The sequence below is a fragment of the Novosphingobium sp. KCTC 2891 genome, from assembly GCF_025938155.1.
GTDB lineage: Bacteria > Pseudomonadota > Alphaproteobacteria > Sphingomonadales > Sphingomonadaceae > Novosphingobium.
Genome location: NZ_JAPCZG010000008.1, coordinates 1 through 14,721, shown reverse-complemented (window position 1 = coordinate 14,721; position 14,721 = coordinate 1). Strand labels below are relative to the sequence as shown.

General features: G+C 63.7%; 10 protein-coding genes and 1 other annotated feature. Of the genes, 3 read left to right on the top strand and 7 right to left on the bottom strand.

Annotated elements, in window-relative coordinates; genetic code table 11:
* Both OLX02_RS14650 and OLX02_RS14645 read right to left on the bottom strand, forming a co-directional pair.
* Nucleotides 1–5,091 carry a HAMP domain-containing protein gene (locus OLX02_RS14650; RefSeq protein WP_264424043.1) on the bottom strand — a complete coding sequence of 1,697 codons (5,091 nt, stop codon included), beginning with the start codon at nt 5,089–5,091 and terminating at the stop codon, nt 1–3.
* A gap of 217 nt (nt 5,092–5,308) precedes the next feature.
* Nucleotides 5,309–5,911 (bottom strand): TetR/AcrR family transcriptional regulator, encoded by a 603-nt coding sequence (locus OLX02_RS14645; protein ID WP_264424041.1) that lies wholly within the window; start codon nt 5,909–5,911, stop codon nt 5,309–5,311.
* 72 nt (nt 5,912–5,983) lie between these two features.
* On the opposite strand from OLX02_RS14645, the gene OLX02_RS14640 reads away from it, so the two are divergent.
* The 3 genes from OLX02_RS14640 (at nt 5,984) to OLX02_RS14630 (ending at nt 9,871) form a co-directional block, all read left to right on the top strand.
* Nucleotides 5,984–8,011 (top strand): NADPH-dependent 2,4-dienoyl-CoA reductase, encoded by a 2,028-nt coding sequence (locus OLX02_RS14640; protein ID WP_264424039.1) that lies wholly within the window; start codon nt 5,984–5,986, stop codon nt 8,009–8,011.
* Between the two features lie 435 nt (nt 8,012–8,446).
* Nucleotides 8,447–8,950: an energy transducer TonB gene (locus OLX02_RS14635; protein WP_264424037.1), complete on the top strand. Its 504-nt coding sequence runs from the start codon at nt 8,447–8,449 to the stop codon at nt 8,948–8,950.
* A 264-nt stretch (nt 8,951–9,214) separates the two neighbouring features.
* Nucleotides 9,215–9,871 (top strand): NADPH-dependent FMN reductase, encoded by a 657-nt coding sequence (locus OLX02_RS14630; protein ID WP_264424035.1) that lies wholly within the window; start codon nt 9,215–9,217, stop codon nt 9,869–9,871.
* Nucleotides 9,872–10,038: 167 nt separating this feature from the next.
* Here the strand turns inward: OLX02_RS14630 and OLX02_RS14625 are convergent, their stop codons facing one another.
* The 5 genes from OLX02_RS14625 to OLX02_RS14605 all read right to left on the bottom strand — a co-directional run.
* Nucleotides 10,039–11,535: a SulP family inorganic anion transporter gene (locus tag OLX02_RS14625; protein WP_264424033.1), complete on the bottom strand. Its 1,497-nt coding sequence runs from the start codon at nt 11,533–11,535 to the stop codon at nt 10,039–10,041.
* 62 nt (nt 11,536–11,597) lie between these two features.
* Nucleotides 11,598–11,653: a sequence feature (sul1 is cis-regulatory element that is thought to sense ions involved in sulfur or methionine metabolism; They are found in Alphaproteobacteria), on the bottom strand.
* 211 nt (nt 11,654–11,864) lie between these two features.
* Nucleotides 11,865–12,650, bottom strand: coding sequence for a FadR/GntR family transcriptional regulator (locus tag OLX02_RS14620; RefSeq protein ID WP_264424031.1), 786 nt, complete (start codon nt 12,648–12,650; stop codon nt 11,865–11,867).
* Nucleotides 12,651–12,777: 127 nt separating this feature from the next.
* On the bottom strand, nt 12,778–13,569 hold the full coding sequence (locus tag OLX02_RS14615; protein ID WP_264424030.1) for an enoyl-CoA hydratase-related protein: 792 nt from the start codon (nt 13,567–13,569) through the stop codon (nt 12,778–12,780).
* Nucleotides 13,570–13,663: 94 nt separating this feature from the next.
* Complete coding sequence (locus tag OLX02_RS14610) at nt 13,664–14,476, bottom strand: ferredoxin--NADP reductase (protein WP_264424029.1); 813 nt, start codon at nt 14,474–14,476, stop codon at nt 13,664–13,666.
* A 40-nt stretch (nt 14,477–14,516) separates the two neighbouring features.
* Nucleotides 14,517–14,721, bottom strand: a 205-nt coding sequence (locus OLX02_RS14605; protein WP_264424028.1) for an electron transfer flavoprotein subunit alpha/FixB family protein, incomplete at its 5' end; no start/stop codon positions are given.

Sequence of the window (14,721 nt, the reverse complement as noted above, 5' to 3'; positions counted from 1 at the left end):
CTATGCAACCTTGGCGGCGCGTGCGCGCGGCTTGGGGGGACGACGCGCGGCGCGGGACCGACCGATCCAGACCCGCAGCAGAGCTTGCAGAAGATCCACGTCGACCGGCTTGGAAATGTAATCCGATGCACCCGCATCCAGGCATTTCTGGCGATCGCCCTTCATCGCCTTTGCCGTCACCGCAACCAGCGGAGTGGTCGCGATCGCCGGCCGCGAGCGGATCTGCCGCATCGTTTCGTAACCATCCATGTCCGGCATCATGATGTCGATCAGGGCGGCATCGATCCCGTTGACGGTTTCCAGGATGCGGATGCCATCAAGGCCGCTCTCCGCGTGCAGCACCTCGACATTGTGCGCTTCGAGAACGCTGGTGAGCGAATAGATATTCCGGATATCGTCATCGACGATCAGGATCCGGCTACCTGCAAGTTCCGGCATTGCGCTTGAACGAGGCGCTTTCTGGACCGCGTTGCCGCGGCGCTTCGCGGGCAAGGCACGGGCATTGGCGGCCATCCTCTCGAACAGGGCGAACAGCCGATCGCGATCGGCGGGCTTCTCGGTCACGTCGGAGGCGCCGAGGGACAATGCCTGCGCCGCCTGCTGCTTTCCGGAAATCACATGGACAGGAATATTCGCCGTTTCCGCATCGTGGCGAAGAAGGTCCAGCAACACGAACCCGTCGATGTCGGAAAGCCCCAGATCGAGCGTGATGGCATTCGGTCGCAGCTTGCGCACCATGGCCAGCGTGCCGGACCCGGCCGTGGAAATGACGCCCTTCAGGCCCGCCTCATGCGCCAGGTCGAGCAGGATGCCGGCGAACGCGGGATCATCCTCCACGATCATCACGAAGGGGTGGTTCTTCAGGTCGTCGCGGTCATCGTGCAGGCCATACCCGGCCGCAGCGGTTTCGATGCTGGGGGCAAGACCGGGAACGGGAAGCGGAACGGGCGCGCCCGCCGTGACGATCGGCACGAACAGCGTGAAGGTCGAGCCTTCGTGGGGAACGGAGCGAACCTGCAACTCGCCCCCCAGCAATCGGGCGATCTCCCGGCTGATCGACAAGCCCAGGCCGGTCCCGCCATATTTACGGCTGGTTGTGCCATCGGCCTGCTGGAAAGCCTCGAAGATCAGCTTCTGCTTGTCTGGCGGAATGCCGATGCCGGTATCGCTGACCGAAATTTCCAGCGCCGCCACCCCTTCGTGCAGCACCGGATGGCTGGCGCTCCACCCGCGCGTGGCAGCACGGGCCGTCAGCGTGACCCCGCCGGCGGACGTGAACTTGAACGCATTCGACAACAGATTGAGCATGATCTGCTGCAAGCGCTTCTCATCGGTGCGGATCGTGGCGGGCAGTCCTTCATCGAAGTCCACCTCGAACAGCAGTCCCTTTTCCGACGCCAGTTGCCGGAACGTGCGTTCCAGATGCTGCTTGAGGCCGGCCATCGACATATCGCCAAGATCGATGGTGACCGTGCCGGATTCGATCTTCGACAGATCGAGGATGTCGTTGATGAGGTTGAGCAGATCGGTTCCCGCGCCATGGATCGTGCGCGCGAACTCGGTCTGCTTCTCGTTCAGGTTGCCCTGCTGGTTTTCCGCCAGCAATTTTGACAGGATCAGCAGGGAATTGAGCGGCGTGCGCAGCTCGTGGCTCATGTTGGCCAGGAATTCCGACTTGTACTTGGACGTCAGGGCCAACTGCTCGGCCTTTTCCTCGACGGCGCGGCGGGCCATCTCGATCTCGAAGTTCTTGGCCTCCACCTGCCGCTTCTCGTTTTCGAGGAGCTGCGCCTTTTCCTGAAGTTCCTCGTTGGTCGCATGGAGTTCCTGCTGCTTGCGCGTCAGCTCGGTCTGCCGCGCCTGCAATTCCTGCGTGAGCAACTGCGACTGCGCGAGCAGGCCTTCCGTTCGCATGGTCGCGGCAATGGTATTGAGCACGATGCCCACGGTTTCCATCAGCTGGTTCAGGAAGCTGTGGTGGGTCTCGTTGAACTCCTCGAACGAAGCCAGCTCGATCACCGCCTGGACTTCGTCCTCGAACAGGGCCGGCAGAATGTTGATGTTGGCGGGGGCCGCCTGGCCCAGCCCGGAGCCGATGCGGATGAAGTCGCCCGGCACCTTGCTCAGGCGGATCGGACGCTTGTCCGCCGCGGCCTGCCCGATCAGGCCTTCCCGCAGCGCAAACTGCTTCTTCAGTTCGGCGTGGCTTTCCGCGCCGTAGCTGGCGACGAGATCGAGACGGGTATCGGCCTGTTCGCGACTGGTCACATAGAACACACCGTATTGCGCGTTCACCAGCGGCGCGAGTTCGGACATGATCAAGTTGGAAATGGTGGCGAGGTCGCGCTCGCCCTGAAGCATACGGGAAAAGCGGGCGAGGTTTGTCTTGAGCCAGTCCTGCTGCGCGTTCTTGAGCGTCTGATCCTTCAGGTTGAGGATCATCTCGTTGATGTTGTCCTTCAGGGCGGCCATTTCGCCCGATGCCTCGACCGCGATCGACCGCGTCAGGTCGCCCTTGGTCACCGCCGTCGCCACTTCCGCGATCGAGCGGACCTGGTTGGTCAGGTTGGCGGCCATGGCATTGACGTTGTCGGTCAGATCGCGCCAAAGCCCCGCGGCCCCCGGCACACGGGCCTGCCCGCCCAGCCGGCCCTCGACGCCGACCTCACGCGCCATGTTCGTCACCTGATCGCCAAAGGTAGAAAGCGTCTCGATCATCCCGTTGATCGTTTCCGCGAGCGCGGCGATCTCGCCCTTGGCATCGAACGTCAGCTTGCGCTTGAGGTTGCCCTGCGCCACCGCGGTCACGACATCGGCGATGCCGCGCACCTGGTTGGTGAGATTGGTGGCCATCAGGTTGACGTTGTCGGTCAGGTCCTTCCACGTGCCGCCAACGCCCGGCACCTGCGCCTGACCGCCAAGCTTGCCCTCGGTGCCCACTTCGCGCGCCACGCGCGTCACTTCCGAGGCAAAGCCGTTAAGCTGGTCCACCATCGTGTTGATCGTGTTCTTCAGCTCGAGGATCTCGCCCTTCACGTCCACCGTGATCTTTTTTGAAAGATCGCCGCGCGCCACGGCGGTGGTCACTTCGGCGATGTTGCGCACCTGACCGGTCAGGTTGTCAGCCATCAGGTTGACGTTGTCGGTCAGGTCCTTCCACGTGCCGGCAACGCCGCGCACCTGCGCCTGACCGCCAAGCTTGCCCTCGGTGCCCACTTCGCGCGCCACGCGCGTCACTTCCGAGGCGAACGAATTGAGCTGGTCGACCATGGTGTTGATTGTGTTCTTCAGCTCAAGGATCTCGCCCTTCACGTCCACCGTGATCTTCTTCGACAGGTCGCCCAGCGCCACCGCGGTCGTCACGTCGGCGATGTTGCGCACCTGCCCCGTCAGGTTGGCGGCCATGGCGTTGACGTTGTCGGTCAGGTCCTTCCACGTGCCGCCAACGCCGGGCACCTGCGCCTGACCGCCCAGCTTGCCTTCCGTGCCCACTTCGCGCGCCACGCGCGTCACTTCCGAGGCAAAGCCGTTGAGCTGGTCGACCATCGTGTTGATCGTGTTCTTCAGCTCAAGGATCTCGCCCTTCACGTCGACGGTGATCTTCTTCGACAGGTCGCCCAGCGCCACCGCGGTGGTCACTTCGGCGATGTTGCGCACCTGTCCGGTCAGGTTGCCCGCCATGGCGTTGACGTTGTCGGTCAGATCCTTCCAAGTGCCGCCAACGCCCTCCACGCGGGCCTGGCCGCCAAGCCGGCCCTCGGTACCCACTTCGCGGGCCACGCGCGTCACTTCCGACGCGAAGGAGTTGAGCTGATCGACCATGACGTTGATCGTGTTCTTCAGCTCGAGGATTTCACCGCGCACTTCCACGGTGATCTTCTTCGACAGATCGCCGCGCGCCACGGCGGTGGTCACTTCGGCGATGTTGCGCACCTGGCCGGTCAGGTTCGCCGCCATCAGGTTGACGTTATCGGTCAGGTCCTTCCACGTGCCGCCCACGCCTTCGACCTGCGCCTGGCCGCCAAGCCGGCCCTCGGTGCCCACTTCGCGCGCCACGCGCGTCACTTCCGACGCGAACGAATTGAGCTGGTCGACCATCGTGTTGATGGTGTTCTTCAGCTCGAGGATCTCGCCCTTCACGTCCACCGTGATCTTCTTCGACAGGTCGCCCAGCGCCACCGCGGTGGTCACATCGGCGATGTTGCGCACCTGCCCCGTCAGGTTGGCGGCCATGGCGTTGACGTTGTCGGTCAGGTCCTTCCACGTGCCGCCCACGCCGGGCACCTGCGCCTGACCGCCAAGCTTGCCTTCCGTGCCCACTTCGCGCGCCACGCGCGTCACTTCCGAGGCAAAGCCGTTGAGCTGGTCCACCATCGTGTTGATCGTGTTCTTCAGCTCGAGGATCTCGCCCTTCACGTCGACGGTGATCTTCTTCGACAGGTCGCCCAGCGCCACGGCGGTGGTCACTTCGGCGATGTTGCGCACCTGATCGGTCAGGTTCGCCGCCATCAGGTTGACGTTGTCGGTCAGGTCCTTCCATGTGCCGGCAACGCCGCGCACTTGCGCCTGACCGCCCAGCTTGCCCTCGGTGCCCACTTCGCGCGCCACTCGCGTGACTTCCGAGGCGAAGCTCGCAAGCTGCTCCACCATGGTGTTGACGACTTCGCCAATGCGCAGGAACTCGCCCCGCAGCGCGCGTCCCTCGATTTCGACAGCCATCGCCTGGGACAGGTCGCCCTTCGCCACCGCGCCGATCACGCGGGCCACCTCGGTGGTGGGCTGCACCATGTCGTCGATCAGTTCGTTTATCGAACGCAGGGTCAGGGCCCACCCTCCGGTGGCGCCGCGCACCTTTACCCGGTGCTCGATCCGCCCCTCCTTTCCGACCACGCGCGAAAGGCGCTCGAACTCTTCGGTGATTTGCTGATTGAGGGCGACGACCTCATTGAACAGCGCCGCAATCTCGGCATCCGCGTGGGGGCCCTCATGCGGCAGGCGAACGCTGAAATCCCCTCGCCGCAGTTGCCTCAGCGCCGCGACCATCTCCTGGCGGCCAATTCCCATATCTTGTTGCGGCGCCACCTTGCTCATCGCGCCCCCCCAAAAGCGCATTCCCGAGGACGGTAAACCCGGCCCCTTCCGGAAAATCGCATTCTTTCAATGGGGTTCCTGCGCTAGCAAAATTAATCCGACCCGCGCCTGGATCGTCGGCGGCCCGCAGCCTGCCAAAGTGAGGGGCGCGGCCTGCACGCTGGGCCAAGTGGCCGCAGCGTGAACCGCCCCGAACCCGGTGGTCAGGCCGCGCCGGTCATTTTTGCGGCCGCGCGCCGCGCGTGATCAGCCGCGCCGCGCCGAGGCGAAGTTCGTCGAAAGTCTGCGCGTCCTTGATCCGACCGGCCATACGCAGCACCACCAATCCGTGCAGCGCCGCCCAATAAGCGTGGGCGATCTGGTCGGCATTGCCCTCCAGCAGTCCCTGGGCGACCATTTCGCGCACGTAGCTGGTCAGGAGGAAGCCCGAGCGCGCCTGCGCCCGCCGCAATTCCGGGCTGGATTCGGCCTCGTCCTGCTCGAACGCGAAAATCAGCTGGTAGGCCGCCGGCTCACGGAAGGCGAAATCGGCATAAGCATCTCCGATGGCGCGCGACCGCTCCCAAAGGTCACCCGCGCCCTGCCCAGCCGCCTCGATGCAATCCGAAAAGCGGTCATAGGCCGCTGTGCGCGTCGCCGCGAGCAGGTCCGCCTTGCTCGCGTAGTAGCGATAGAGCGAAGCCGCCGTCCAACCCATCTCGGTGGCGATGGCGCGCATCGACGCACCCGAGGGGCCGTCGCGCGCGATATGCTTCTCCGCCACTTCGCGGATGCGCTGGCGGACATCGTTCACTTGCTCGTCGGTAAGCGGGAGGGCCATGCCGCTTGCGATACTAAACGGTGTTCGTTATGGCAACTGCCAAACAGTGTTTAGTATGAGAGGGGATTCGCCGTGACATCCAGGTATCCGCACGTCTTTTCACCGCTGAAGGTGGGCACCACCACCATCAAGAACCGCATCCTGATGGGCTCCATGCACACCGGTCTGGAAGACGTGCCCAACGCGGCGGAACGCCTGTCGGCCTATTTCGTCGAGCGCGCCAAGGGCGGCGTGGGCATGATCATCACCGGCGGCATCGGCCCCCATCCCACCGCCGGCAACGGCGCCAAGCTGGTCGACGCCGATGACGTCGCGATGCACCGGCAGGTGACCGACGCGGTTCACGAGGCTGCAGACGATGTGAAGATCGTGATGCAGATCCTCCACACCGGCCCTCTCGCCGGCACGCCCGATTGCGTCGCGCCGTCGCCGGTCAAGTCGCGCATCGGCCGCTACCAGCCCAACGAGCTGACCGAGGAAGGCATCGAGGAGCAGATCGCCGCCTTCGCCCGCTGCGCGGCGCTGGCGAAGGAAGCCGGCTATGACGGGGTCGAGATCATCGGCTCGGCAGGCTATCTCATCTCCACTTTCCTCGTCTCCAAGACCAACCAGCGCACCGATCGCTGGGGCGGCGAATGGGCCAACCGGATGCGCTTCCCGGTCGAGATCGTGCGCCGCGTGCGCGAAGCGGTCGGCAAGGATTTCATCCTCGTCTTCCGCATCTCGGCAATGGACATGCTGCAGGAAGGCCTGGCGTGGGACGAAGTCGTCAGCCTCGCCAAGGCGCTCGAGGCCGAAGGCGTGGACGTCATCTCGACCCACTTCTGCTGGCACGAAAGCTTCGTGCCCACCATCGCCACGATGGTGCCCCGCGCCGCCTTCGCGCAAGTCACCGGCCGTCTGCGCAAGCAGCTGTCGATCCCGGTCATCACCAGCAACCGCATCAACATGCCCTCGGTGGCAGAGGAAGTGCTGGCGCGGGGCGATGCCGACATCGTCTCGATGGCGCGCCCGATGCTGGCCGACCCGGATCTGGTCAACAAGGCCGCGGAAGGCCGCGAGGACGAGATCAACACCTGCATTGGCTGTAACCAGGCGTGCCTGGACCACACCTTCACCGGGCGGCTGACCACCTGCCTCGTCAATCCGCGCGCCTGCCGCGAAACCGAACTGACGATCGCGCCCGCCGCAGCGAAGCGCAAGATCGCCGTGGTCGGCGCTGGCCCCGCCGGCCTCGCCTATGCCGTCACCGCCGCCGAGCGCGGCCACGCGGTCACGCTGTTCGACGCGGCGGAGGAGATCGGCGGACAGTTCAACTACGCCAAGCGCATTCCCGGCAAGGAAGAGTTCTACGAAACGCTGCGCTACTATGGCCGAATGCTCGACAAGCTGGGCGTCGACGTGCGGCTCGGCACCCGCGCCGATGTCGATACGATCAAGGCGGGCGGGTTCGACCATGTCGTGGTGGCCACCGGTATCGCACCGCGCACCCCGCCGATCCCCGGCATCGATCATGCCAAGGTGATCAGCTACATCGACGTGATCACCGGCAAGGCCGAAGTCGGGCAGAAGGTCGCGATCATCGGCGCGGGCGGCATCGGCTTCGACGTGGCCGAACTGATCACCCACGCGGGCAAGAGCAGCGCGCTCGACGTCGACGTGTTCGCGAAGGAATGGGGCATCGACTTCAAGAACCACCCGCGCGGCGGCGTGACCGGCGTGACGCCGGAAGTCGCCACCAGCGGGCGCGAGGTGACCCTGCTCCAGCGCAAGGAGACGCCCGTGGGACAAGGCCTTGGCCGCACCACCGGCTGGACCCATCGCATCACCTTGCAGCGGCGCGGCGTGAAGATGGTCTCGGGCGCCGACTACGTGAAGATCGACGATGCGGGCCTGCACGCCGTGGTCGGCGGCGATCCGGTGCTGTTCGAGGCCGATACGGTCATCGTCTGCGCCGGGCAGGATCCCTTGCGCACGCTGCACGATCAGCTGGAAGCGGCGGGGATTTCCTCCGAACTCGTCGGCGGGGCGTTCGAATCTGCCGAACTCGATGCCAAGCGCGCGATCAAGCAGGCGACCGAGTGCGCCGCAGCGGCCTGACCCGCGGATTGGGCGATCAAGGCCAGCGGTGCCGCCTGGAGGCACCGCTGGCCGCACAACTGGTGCGAGACCCCTGCTGCCGGAGAACTAGGCAGGACGACCTTGTCCACCGCAGCAGGCGATTCGCCGTCGGCACGGATCACCGCTGACGGCACGAGGCACCTCGCCACAATAATGATATCGATCACTATAAGAATCATTCGCAAGATAATCGCAATATATTCGCAATTTCACCGATTGTTGCTAAAACAGCCATGCAAAGTCAGATCCTTTGACATTCAATGATGATTAGCAATAATTGACCATAGGAAAGCTTGTGTCCGCAGACCGCTCGCCCTCCTGATCGGTTATCGCAGCAATCGCCATAATAATGGTCGCGAAATCATGCGGATGCCTCGAAATCGCCGGTCCTCTTCTTAGAAGAAGGATGAGGCTATGAAATACGTTCTCGTAATCGCCTTGGCCGCTGGCCTGATGGTCACGGGCCAGACCTCAGCGAAAGATGTGGAGAACCACATCGTCGTTTCCAGCCGCCCCCCGGTGAACGTCTGGGTCCACCGGCTGAACGGGGAACTTTCCGACAATCTTCGTTTTCCCGTTTCGCTCGGGAGCGACAGACGGAGTACCGGATTCGTCTCGGTGCGGTTCGAATGCGGACAAGACGGCAAACCGACAAATTTGACTCTGGTGCACCCCGCCGACCGCCGGCTGGACGCCCAGGCAATGCGTGCGGTACGCGCGCTGCGCACACTCCACCCTCTGCCCGATGGCGTGGAACCGGGTCGGCAAATGCAGGCCAACCTCATCTTCGCTGACAGCCGGGATGACCTCCAACGCCAGACCCGCCTACTCCAGCGTGCAGAAGCCCAGCGCCTGGCCGCGTCGCCCGAGGAACGCAACGTCCTCGCGCTCAATCTGGAATCCAGAAGTCCGGGCTGAACTTCAGACCGGCACGCACGAGGCTATCACGCGCTTCCGCTCTGCGGGCGGAAGGGCGGGATGGCCTCGTGTTAGCCTGGCTGCCTCTTTCCGCGAACCGCGGCTCGATCGGGAAGACAAACCCTCGCTCAAAAGAGCAGATCCTCTCCGCTGCGCACGCTCGGCAGGCGACAATTCGTGCGTCGCCAAATGATGAAGGACTTTCTCGATCGGTGTTATGCAAGGTGAGCTGTACCCAAGCGGCGAACGATGGAGTTGGATGCCTTGCTGAACCTTCTTGTATTTCTCGGATCAGCTCGCGACAGTGCGCCCCCACGTCCGGTCCGGCTTGGCCTGCGCGTAGCGCGGCAATTTGAGCTGCAACTGATCGATAAAGGGCATTCCGTGGAGTTGATCGACCCGCTGTCGATCGACCTCCCAGCCTCGTTCAAACCACATTTTGCATATGCAAAAGGCGCGGCACCGGCGGCCCTCGGCCTGCTGGCCGAGAAAATCGAAGCGGCCGACGGATATGTAATGGTCAGCCCGGAATACAATCATTCCATGAGCCCGGCCCTCGCCCATCTTCTGAACCACTTCGGTAGTTCTCTATTTTCCTACAAGCCCAGTGCAATCGTCACCTATTCGGCCGGTCAGTGGGGCGGCGCGCGCGCTGCTATCGGAATGCGGACATTCCTGTCCGAATTGGGCTGCCTGCCGGTTTCCGCCATGATCCATATCCCGAAGGCTCAGGAAGTTCTGGCTGAATCCGGCGATTTTGGCGCGGATACAGATGCGCAGTCCTGGCAGGCGTACTTCGGTCGCGCCATTGCGCAACTGGAATGGTGGGCCGCGGCGGCTCGGGCGCAGCGCGAAGACGTTGGCTTACCTGCAGCTGCGCAAGCGTTCAGGCGGGATCCTTCACAACGCAATGCTCCTTGATGGTCCCTGGCCCAGACTGAATCCGGTCCGGCAAGGCGGCGCCGTTTCGACCACTGAAGATTATGCGCGTTTTCTCCGCATGTTGAGCCGGCACGGCCTGATCGCCCGAATATAGCTGCGCGGCAGTGGCGCTTCGACGTTTTGCCGGGCAATACCACCCGTGCGGATCAGTGTGGCACGGCCCCCAGTTCGAAGCCGGTCTTATCGTGTTGCGCAAAGCGATCGACGATGTCGGCGCTAGCTTCATTGTAGCCGATCACTTCGACCTGCCGCCCGTCGCGGCGCAAGCGCGCGACGATCTTGTCCAGCGCGTCGACGGCCGAGATGTCCCAGAAATGCGCACGGGACACGTCGATGGAGACGGCATCAGCGGTATCCTCGGCATGGAAGGCGCGTGTGAAGCGCTCGACCGAGGCGAAGAATATCTCGCCATGCACGCGGTAGGTCGCAGCGCTGCCATCGGGCGAAGGCTCGCGCTCGATGGCAAACATCCGTTGCACCTTGCCGGCAAAGAAGATGCCCGAGAGCATCACACCAGCCAGCACGCCAAGTGACAGGTCATGCGTCGTCACTACAACCACAACCGTGACGAGCATGACGACCGAAGAAGTGGGCGGGTGGCGGCGAAGGTTGGGGATCGAGTTCCATGAAAAGGTGCCGATCGAAACCATGATCATCACCGCGACCAGCGCCGGCATTGGTACGCGTCCAACCCATGGCCCGAGCACGGCCAGCAGGAACAGCAGGAATGCCCCCGCGACGAAGGTGGAGAGCCGCCTCCGACCTCCGGAAGTCACGTTGATCACCGACTGGCCGATCATCGCGCAGCCGCCCATGCCGCCGAACAACGCGGCGACAACATTCGCGCCCCCCTGTCCCATGCATTCGCGGCGCTTGTCGCTGTCGGTATCGGTCATGTCATCAACGATCTGCGCAGTGAGCAGCGATTCCAGCAGGCCGACCGCCGCCATGGTCAGCGAATAGGGTGCAATAATCCGCAGCGTCTCCCAGGTCAGGGGAACGTCCGGCAGGGCAAGGCTGGGCAGGCCTTGCGGCAGCTTGCCCATGTCGCCCACGGTGTTCACCGGCAGGCCAAGGGCGATGCTGACGACCGTAAGCCCCAGGATGGCGACAAGCGGCGAAGGAACGGCCCGCGTCAGTCGCGGGAATGTGTAGATGATGGCAAGGCCGGCCGCGACCATGGCGTAGGTGTGCCAGCTCACGCCGATGAGCTGTGGCAACTGGGCCATGAAGATCAGGATCGCGAGCGCGTTGACGAAGCCGGTGATGACGGAGCGCGACACGAACTGCATCATCAGATTGAGGCGGAGCAGCCCGGCGATGGCCTGGATGACGCCCATCAGGATGGTGGCGGCAAAAAGGTATTGCACCCCATGATCGTGCACCAGCGGGGTTACCACGACCGAGACGGCGGCAGTGGCTGCGGAAATCATGCCGGGCCGCCCGCCGATCAGCGAGATGACCACGGCGATGGCGACCGAGGCATAGAGACCGACGCGCGGATCGACCCCGGCGATGATCGAGAAGCCGATTGCCTCGGGTATAAGGGCGAGCGCGACGACGATGCCGGCAAGCACATCGGCCCGAAGGCCTGCACCGCCAGCGAACCATTCGCGGCGATAGCGTTCAAGACTTTCCTTCATGAGAATTCCACATGAGCACGAGGCGCGTCCAAGCCGCGCGCAGGGTCTATTGTCGTGCATGATGTTGTCCGGCGGATCGGCGGCCGGAATAGCCACCCGGTTTTGCACCGGGTCCTTGCGGTTGGCGCGGCCGATAACGGCGTTTGGCACGAGCTTCAACCCCGCCACCCCGGTCACGCCGGCGTGGCGCGGACGGTGCCCCGCGCCGCGGGCTTCGCGCCAGAACGAACCCGTGCGTCAAGCGTCAGAGGAGCGCGGCGGCTGACCTGGCTTCCGGCCCTTCGCCGTCATGGTCTACCGCCCGCCCCAGGTCGGCCCCTCTCCGCCAACTAGGCGAGAGAGTCGACCACGCGGCTTCCTTCGCCGTTGGCCGTCCAGGTGTCGTTGGCGTTTTGCAGGTGCAGGCGCCAATGCGCGACGGCAGCTTCCACATCGCCGGATTCAATCAGATCAACGAGCTTCTGGTAAGAGCGCACGCCAGCGCGGTGGCTCTTGCGCCGTACTTCGCCCGACCGGGTCTGGCGTTCCTGGAAGCCGCGCTGGTGCTTGGCGGCAAGGTTCAGCAGCATCCGGCTGAGGAACGTGAGCGTCTTCAACCCGCTCGCGGCGACGAGTGCCTGGTGGAACACTTCGACCAGATCGATGAATTCGTCGTGGCGGTCTTCGTCCAGCAGCGCGTTCATGCGGGCAATCAGGTCGCGCAGCGGAGCCAGCTTCCCCGCGCCCTTTTCCGTGGCCAACCAGCGCACCACCGAGGGTTCGATCGCCAGCCTTGCCTGGTAAAGGTCGGCAATGGTGGTGCCTTGCGATTCCAGCACGTAGCCGGCGTAGCGCGAGACGAGATCCACGGAAGGCTTGTGGACCCGGGCGCCTGTTCGCGAACCGCGCACGACCGATATGAGGCCTTCGGCCTCGAGGATGCGGAACGCCTCCCGCAAGGTCGGCCGGGAAATGCCCAGCCCCTCCATGAGTTGCCCCTCGGGTGGCAATGCCGCGCCCTCGGCGATTTCGCCGCGAATGATCTGCGCCCGTATCTGGTCGGCAAGGACTTCACTTGTCTTGGGAACGTGGAGGCGAATAGCAGACATCGATTCTTCGGGCTTTTCCAGCGACATTGACAAGCTCCTGACGCCGGCGCGGCGTCTCGCAACGGCCTAGCTAGTCAGCCAAGTGCTATATCGGAAGCAGAATCGACCCCGCCGATGTCAAAGGCGGCGTGTCAGTGCAGCCTGCGCGGGGCGCCTACTCCTGCGGCGAATTCCTCTGCTCGCGCCAGATCAACGCTGAAGCCTGCGTCGATAAGCCCATGTTGAGGGCCTCGGCGTCGAGCGCAGCCTCGAATGCCCAATCCTCGGCATTGTTGAGATTGAGCTTCATGTAGCGGTAGCCCATGCGCGGCCCGTCGACCAGGCGGCGCGCCGCCTTCAGCGTCTCCTCGCGCAAGTTGGCGTCGTCATGAAGGCGGGTGTAAAGACCCTTGGCAAAGGCCTCCTCGGCGGAAAGCTTGTCGCCAAGCAAGAAGAGTTCGCGTGCCACACCGGTGCCGACGATCTTCGTCCAGAACCAGGTGCTGCCGAAATCGCCGCTGGCACCAATCCTGTCGAATGCAGCCAAAAACGTCGCCGAATATCCGGCAAAGCGCAAATCGCAGGCGCCAGCGATGCCGATCCCGGCCCCTGCGACGGGCCCGTTGATCATGGCAATGGTCGGCTTGGGCATTTCGTGGAGCAGGCGGGATGTTTCCATAAATCCGCGTAGGCGGGAATAGCCCTGCTCGACCCGGCTTCCGCTGAGCGGATTGGCCGGGACGACAGCCTTCTCGCCCCCACCGTCCTTGATATCACCGCCGGCGCAGAAACCCCTACCGGCCCCGGTGATAACGACACAACCGACCGATGCTTCCCGCGCCGCATCGGCGCAAGCATCGGCGAGCGGCCCCATCATCGCACCGTTCAGGGCATTCAGCCGGTCGGGTCGATTGAGCGTGACCACTCGAATTCCGTCGAGGTCGTCGATCAGAACTTCATCAGCCATGGTCATTCCCCATTATAGATATGCAACTAGGTGTTATATCAATATGGTGCCATCTGCCAAGCTGAATGCTGCCCTCACCCGGCACTGCTCGATATCAGCCGACGAAAGCGCGCTCGATCACGAAGTCCGCTGGTCGGGCATTCGAGCCTTCCTCGAATCCCAATCCCTCCAGAACCTGGGAAAGGTCGCGGATCATCGCCATGCTGCCGCAAAGCATTATGCGATCGGTCGCCGGATCGAGCCGCCCCGCCCCCCCGATACGGTCGAACAGCAAGCCATTCGCGATGAGCGCACCAATCCGCCCTGCGGTGTGGAACGCATCGCGCGTCACGGTCGGAACGTAGTGCAATTGGGTAAGTGCCTGATCCTGAACCAGGGGATCGCCCGCCAGTTGGCCTTCCAGCTCCGCGCGATAGGCAAGGTCGCTGACATGGCGAACACAGTGCACGACGACGATCTGCTCGAACTGGTCGTAGATATCAGGATCGCGGATCAGAGACATGAAGGGGGCAAGCCCGGTCCCGGTGCCGAACATGAACAACCGCTTGCCCGGGCGTAGCGCGTCAGGGACCAGCGTTCCGGTGGACTTGCGACCGAGATAAACGGGGTCGCCAGGCACGATATTCTGGAGCCTGGACGTCAGCGGCCCGTCATCGACCTTGATCGACAGGAACTCAAGCTCCTCCGCCCAGGCAGGACTTGCGATCGAATAGGCCCGCAACAGGGGGCGCTGGGGACCAGCAAGCCCGACCATCACGAACTCGCCCGATCGAAAACGGAAACTCGCCGGGCGCGTGATGGTGAAGCTGAAAAGCCGGTCGTTCCAGTGGCGGACCGACAGGACGGTTTCCACGGACAGGCTGGACGTGGGAGCATAGCCCTCCACGCCCTGGACATGAAGATTCATGAACGAATACTCGCTGGGGGATCGGGGGACGCCCGCCCCGTCAAAGCCGTGCGGTGGCTTCCGGAACGATGGAGAACAGATCGCCGACCAGGCCGATGTCGGCGACCTGGAAGATCGGGGCATCCTCGTCCTTGTTGATGGCGATGATGGTCTTGGAGTCCTTCATGCCGGCGAGGTGCTGGATCGCGCCCGAGATGCCGACCGCGACATAGACTTCCGGTGCCACGATCTTGCCGGTCTGGCCG

Bases quoted from the DNA above. Each gene is read 5' to 3' on its own strand.
- OLX02_RS14615 (WP_264424030.1), bottom strand. From the start codon at position 13,569: ATGGCTGATGAAGTTCTGATCGACGACCTCGACGGAATTCGAGTGGTC.
- OLX02_RS14625 (WP_264424033.1), bottom strand. From the start codon at position 11,535: ATGAAGGAAAGTCTTGAACGCTATCGCCGCGAATGGTTCGCTGGCGGT.
- OLX02_RS14620 (WP_264424031.1), bottom strand. From the start codon at position 12,650: ATGTCGCTGGAAAAGCCCGAAGAATCGATGTCTGCTATTCGCCTCCAC.
- OLX02_RS14635 (WP_264424037.1), top strand. From the start codon at position 8,447: ATGAAATACGTTCTCGTAATCGCCTTGGCCGCTGGCCTGATGGTCACG.
- OLX02_RS14645 (WP_264424041.1), bottom strand. From the start codon at position 5,911: ATGGCCCTCCCGCTTACCGACGAGCAAGTGAACGATGTCCGCCAGCGC.
- OLX02_RS14610 (WP_264424029.1), bottom strand. From the start codon at position 14,476: ATGAATCTTCATGTCCAGGGCGTGGAGGGCTATGCTCCCACGTCCAGC.
- OLX02_RS14650 (WP_264424043.1), bottom strand. From the start codon at position 5,091: ATGAGCAAGGTGGCGCCGCAACAAGATATGGGAATTGGCCGCCAGGAG.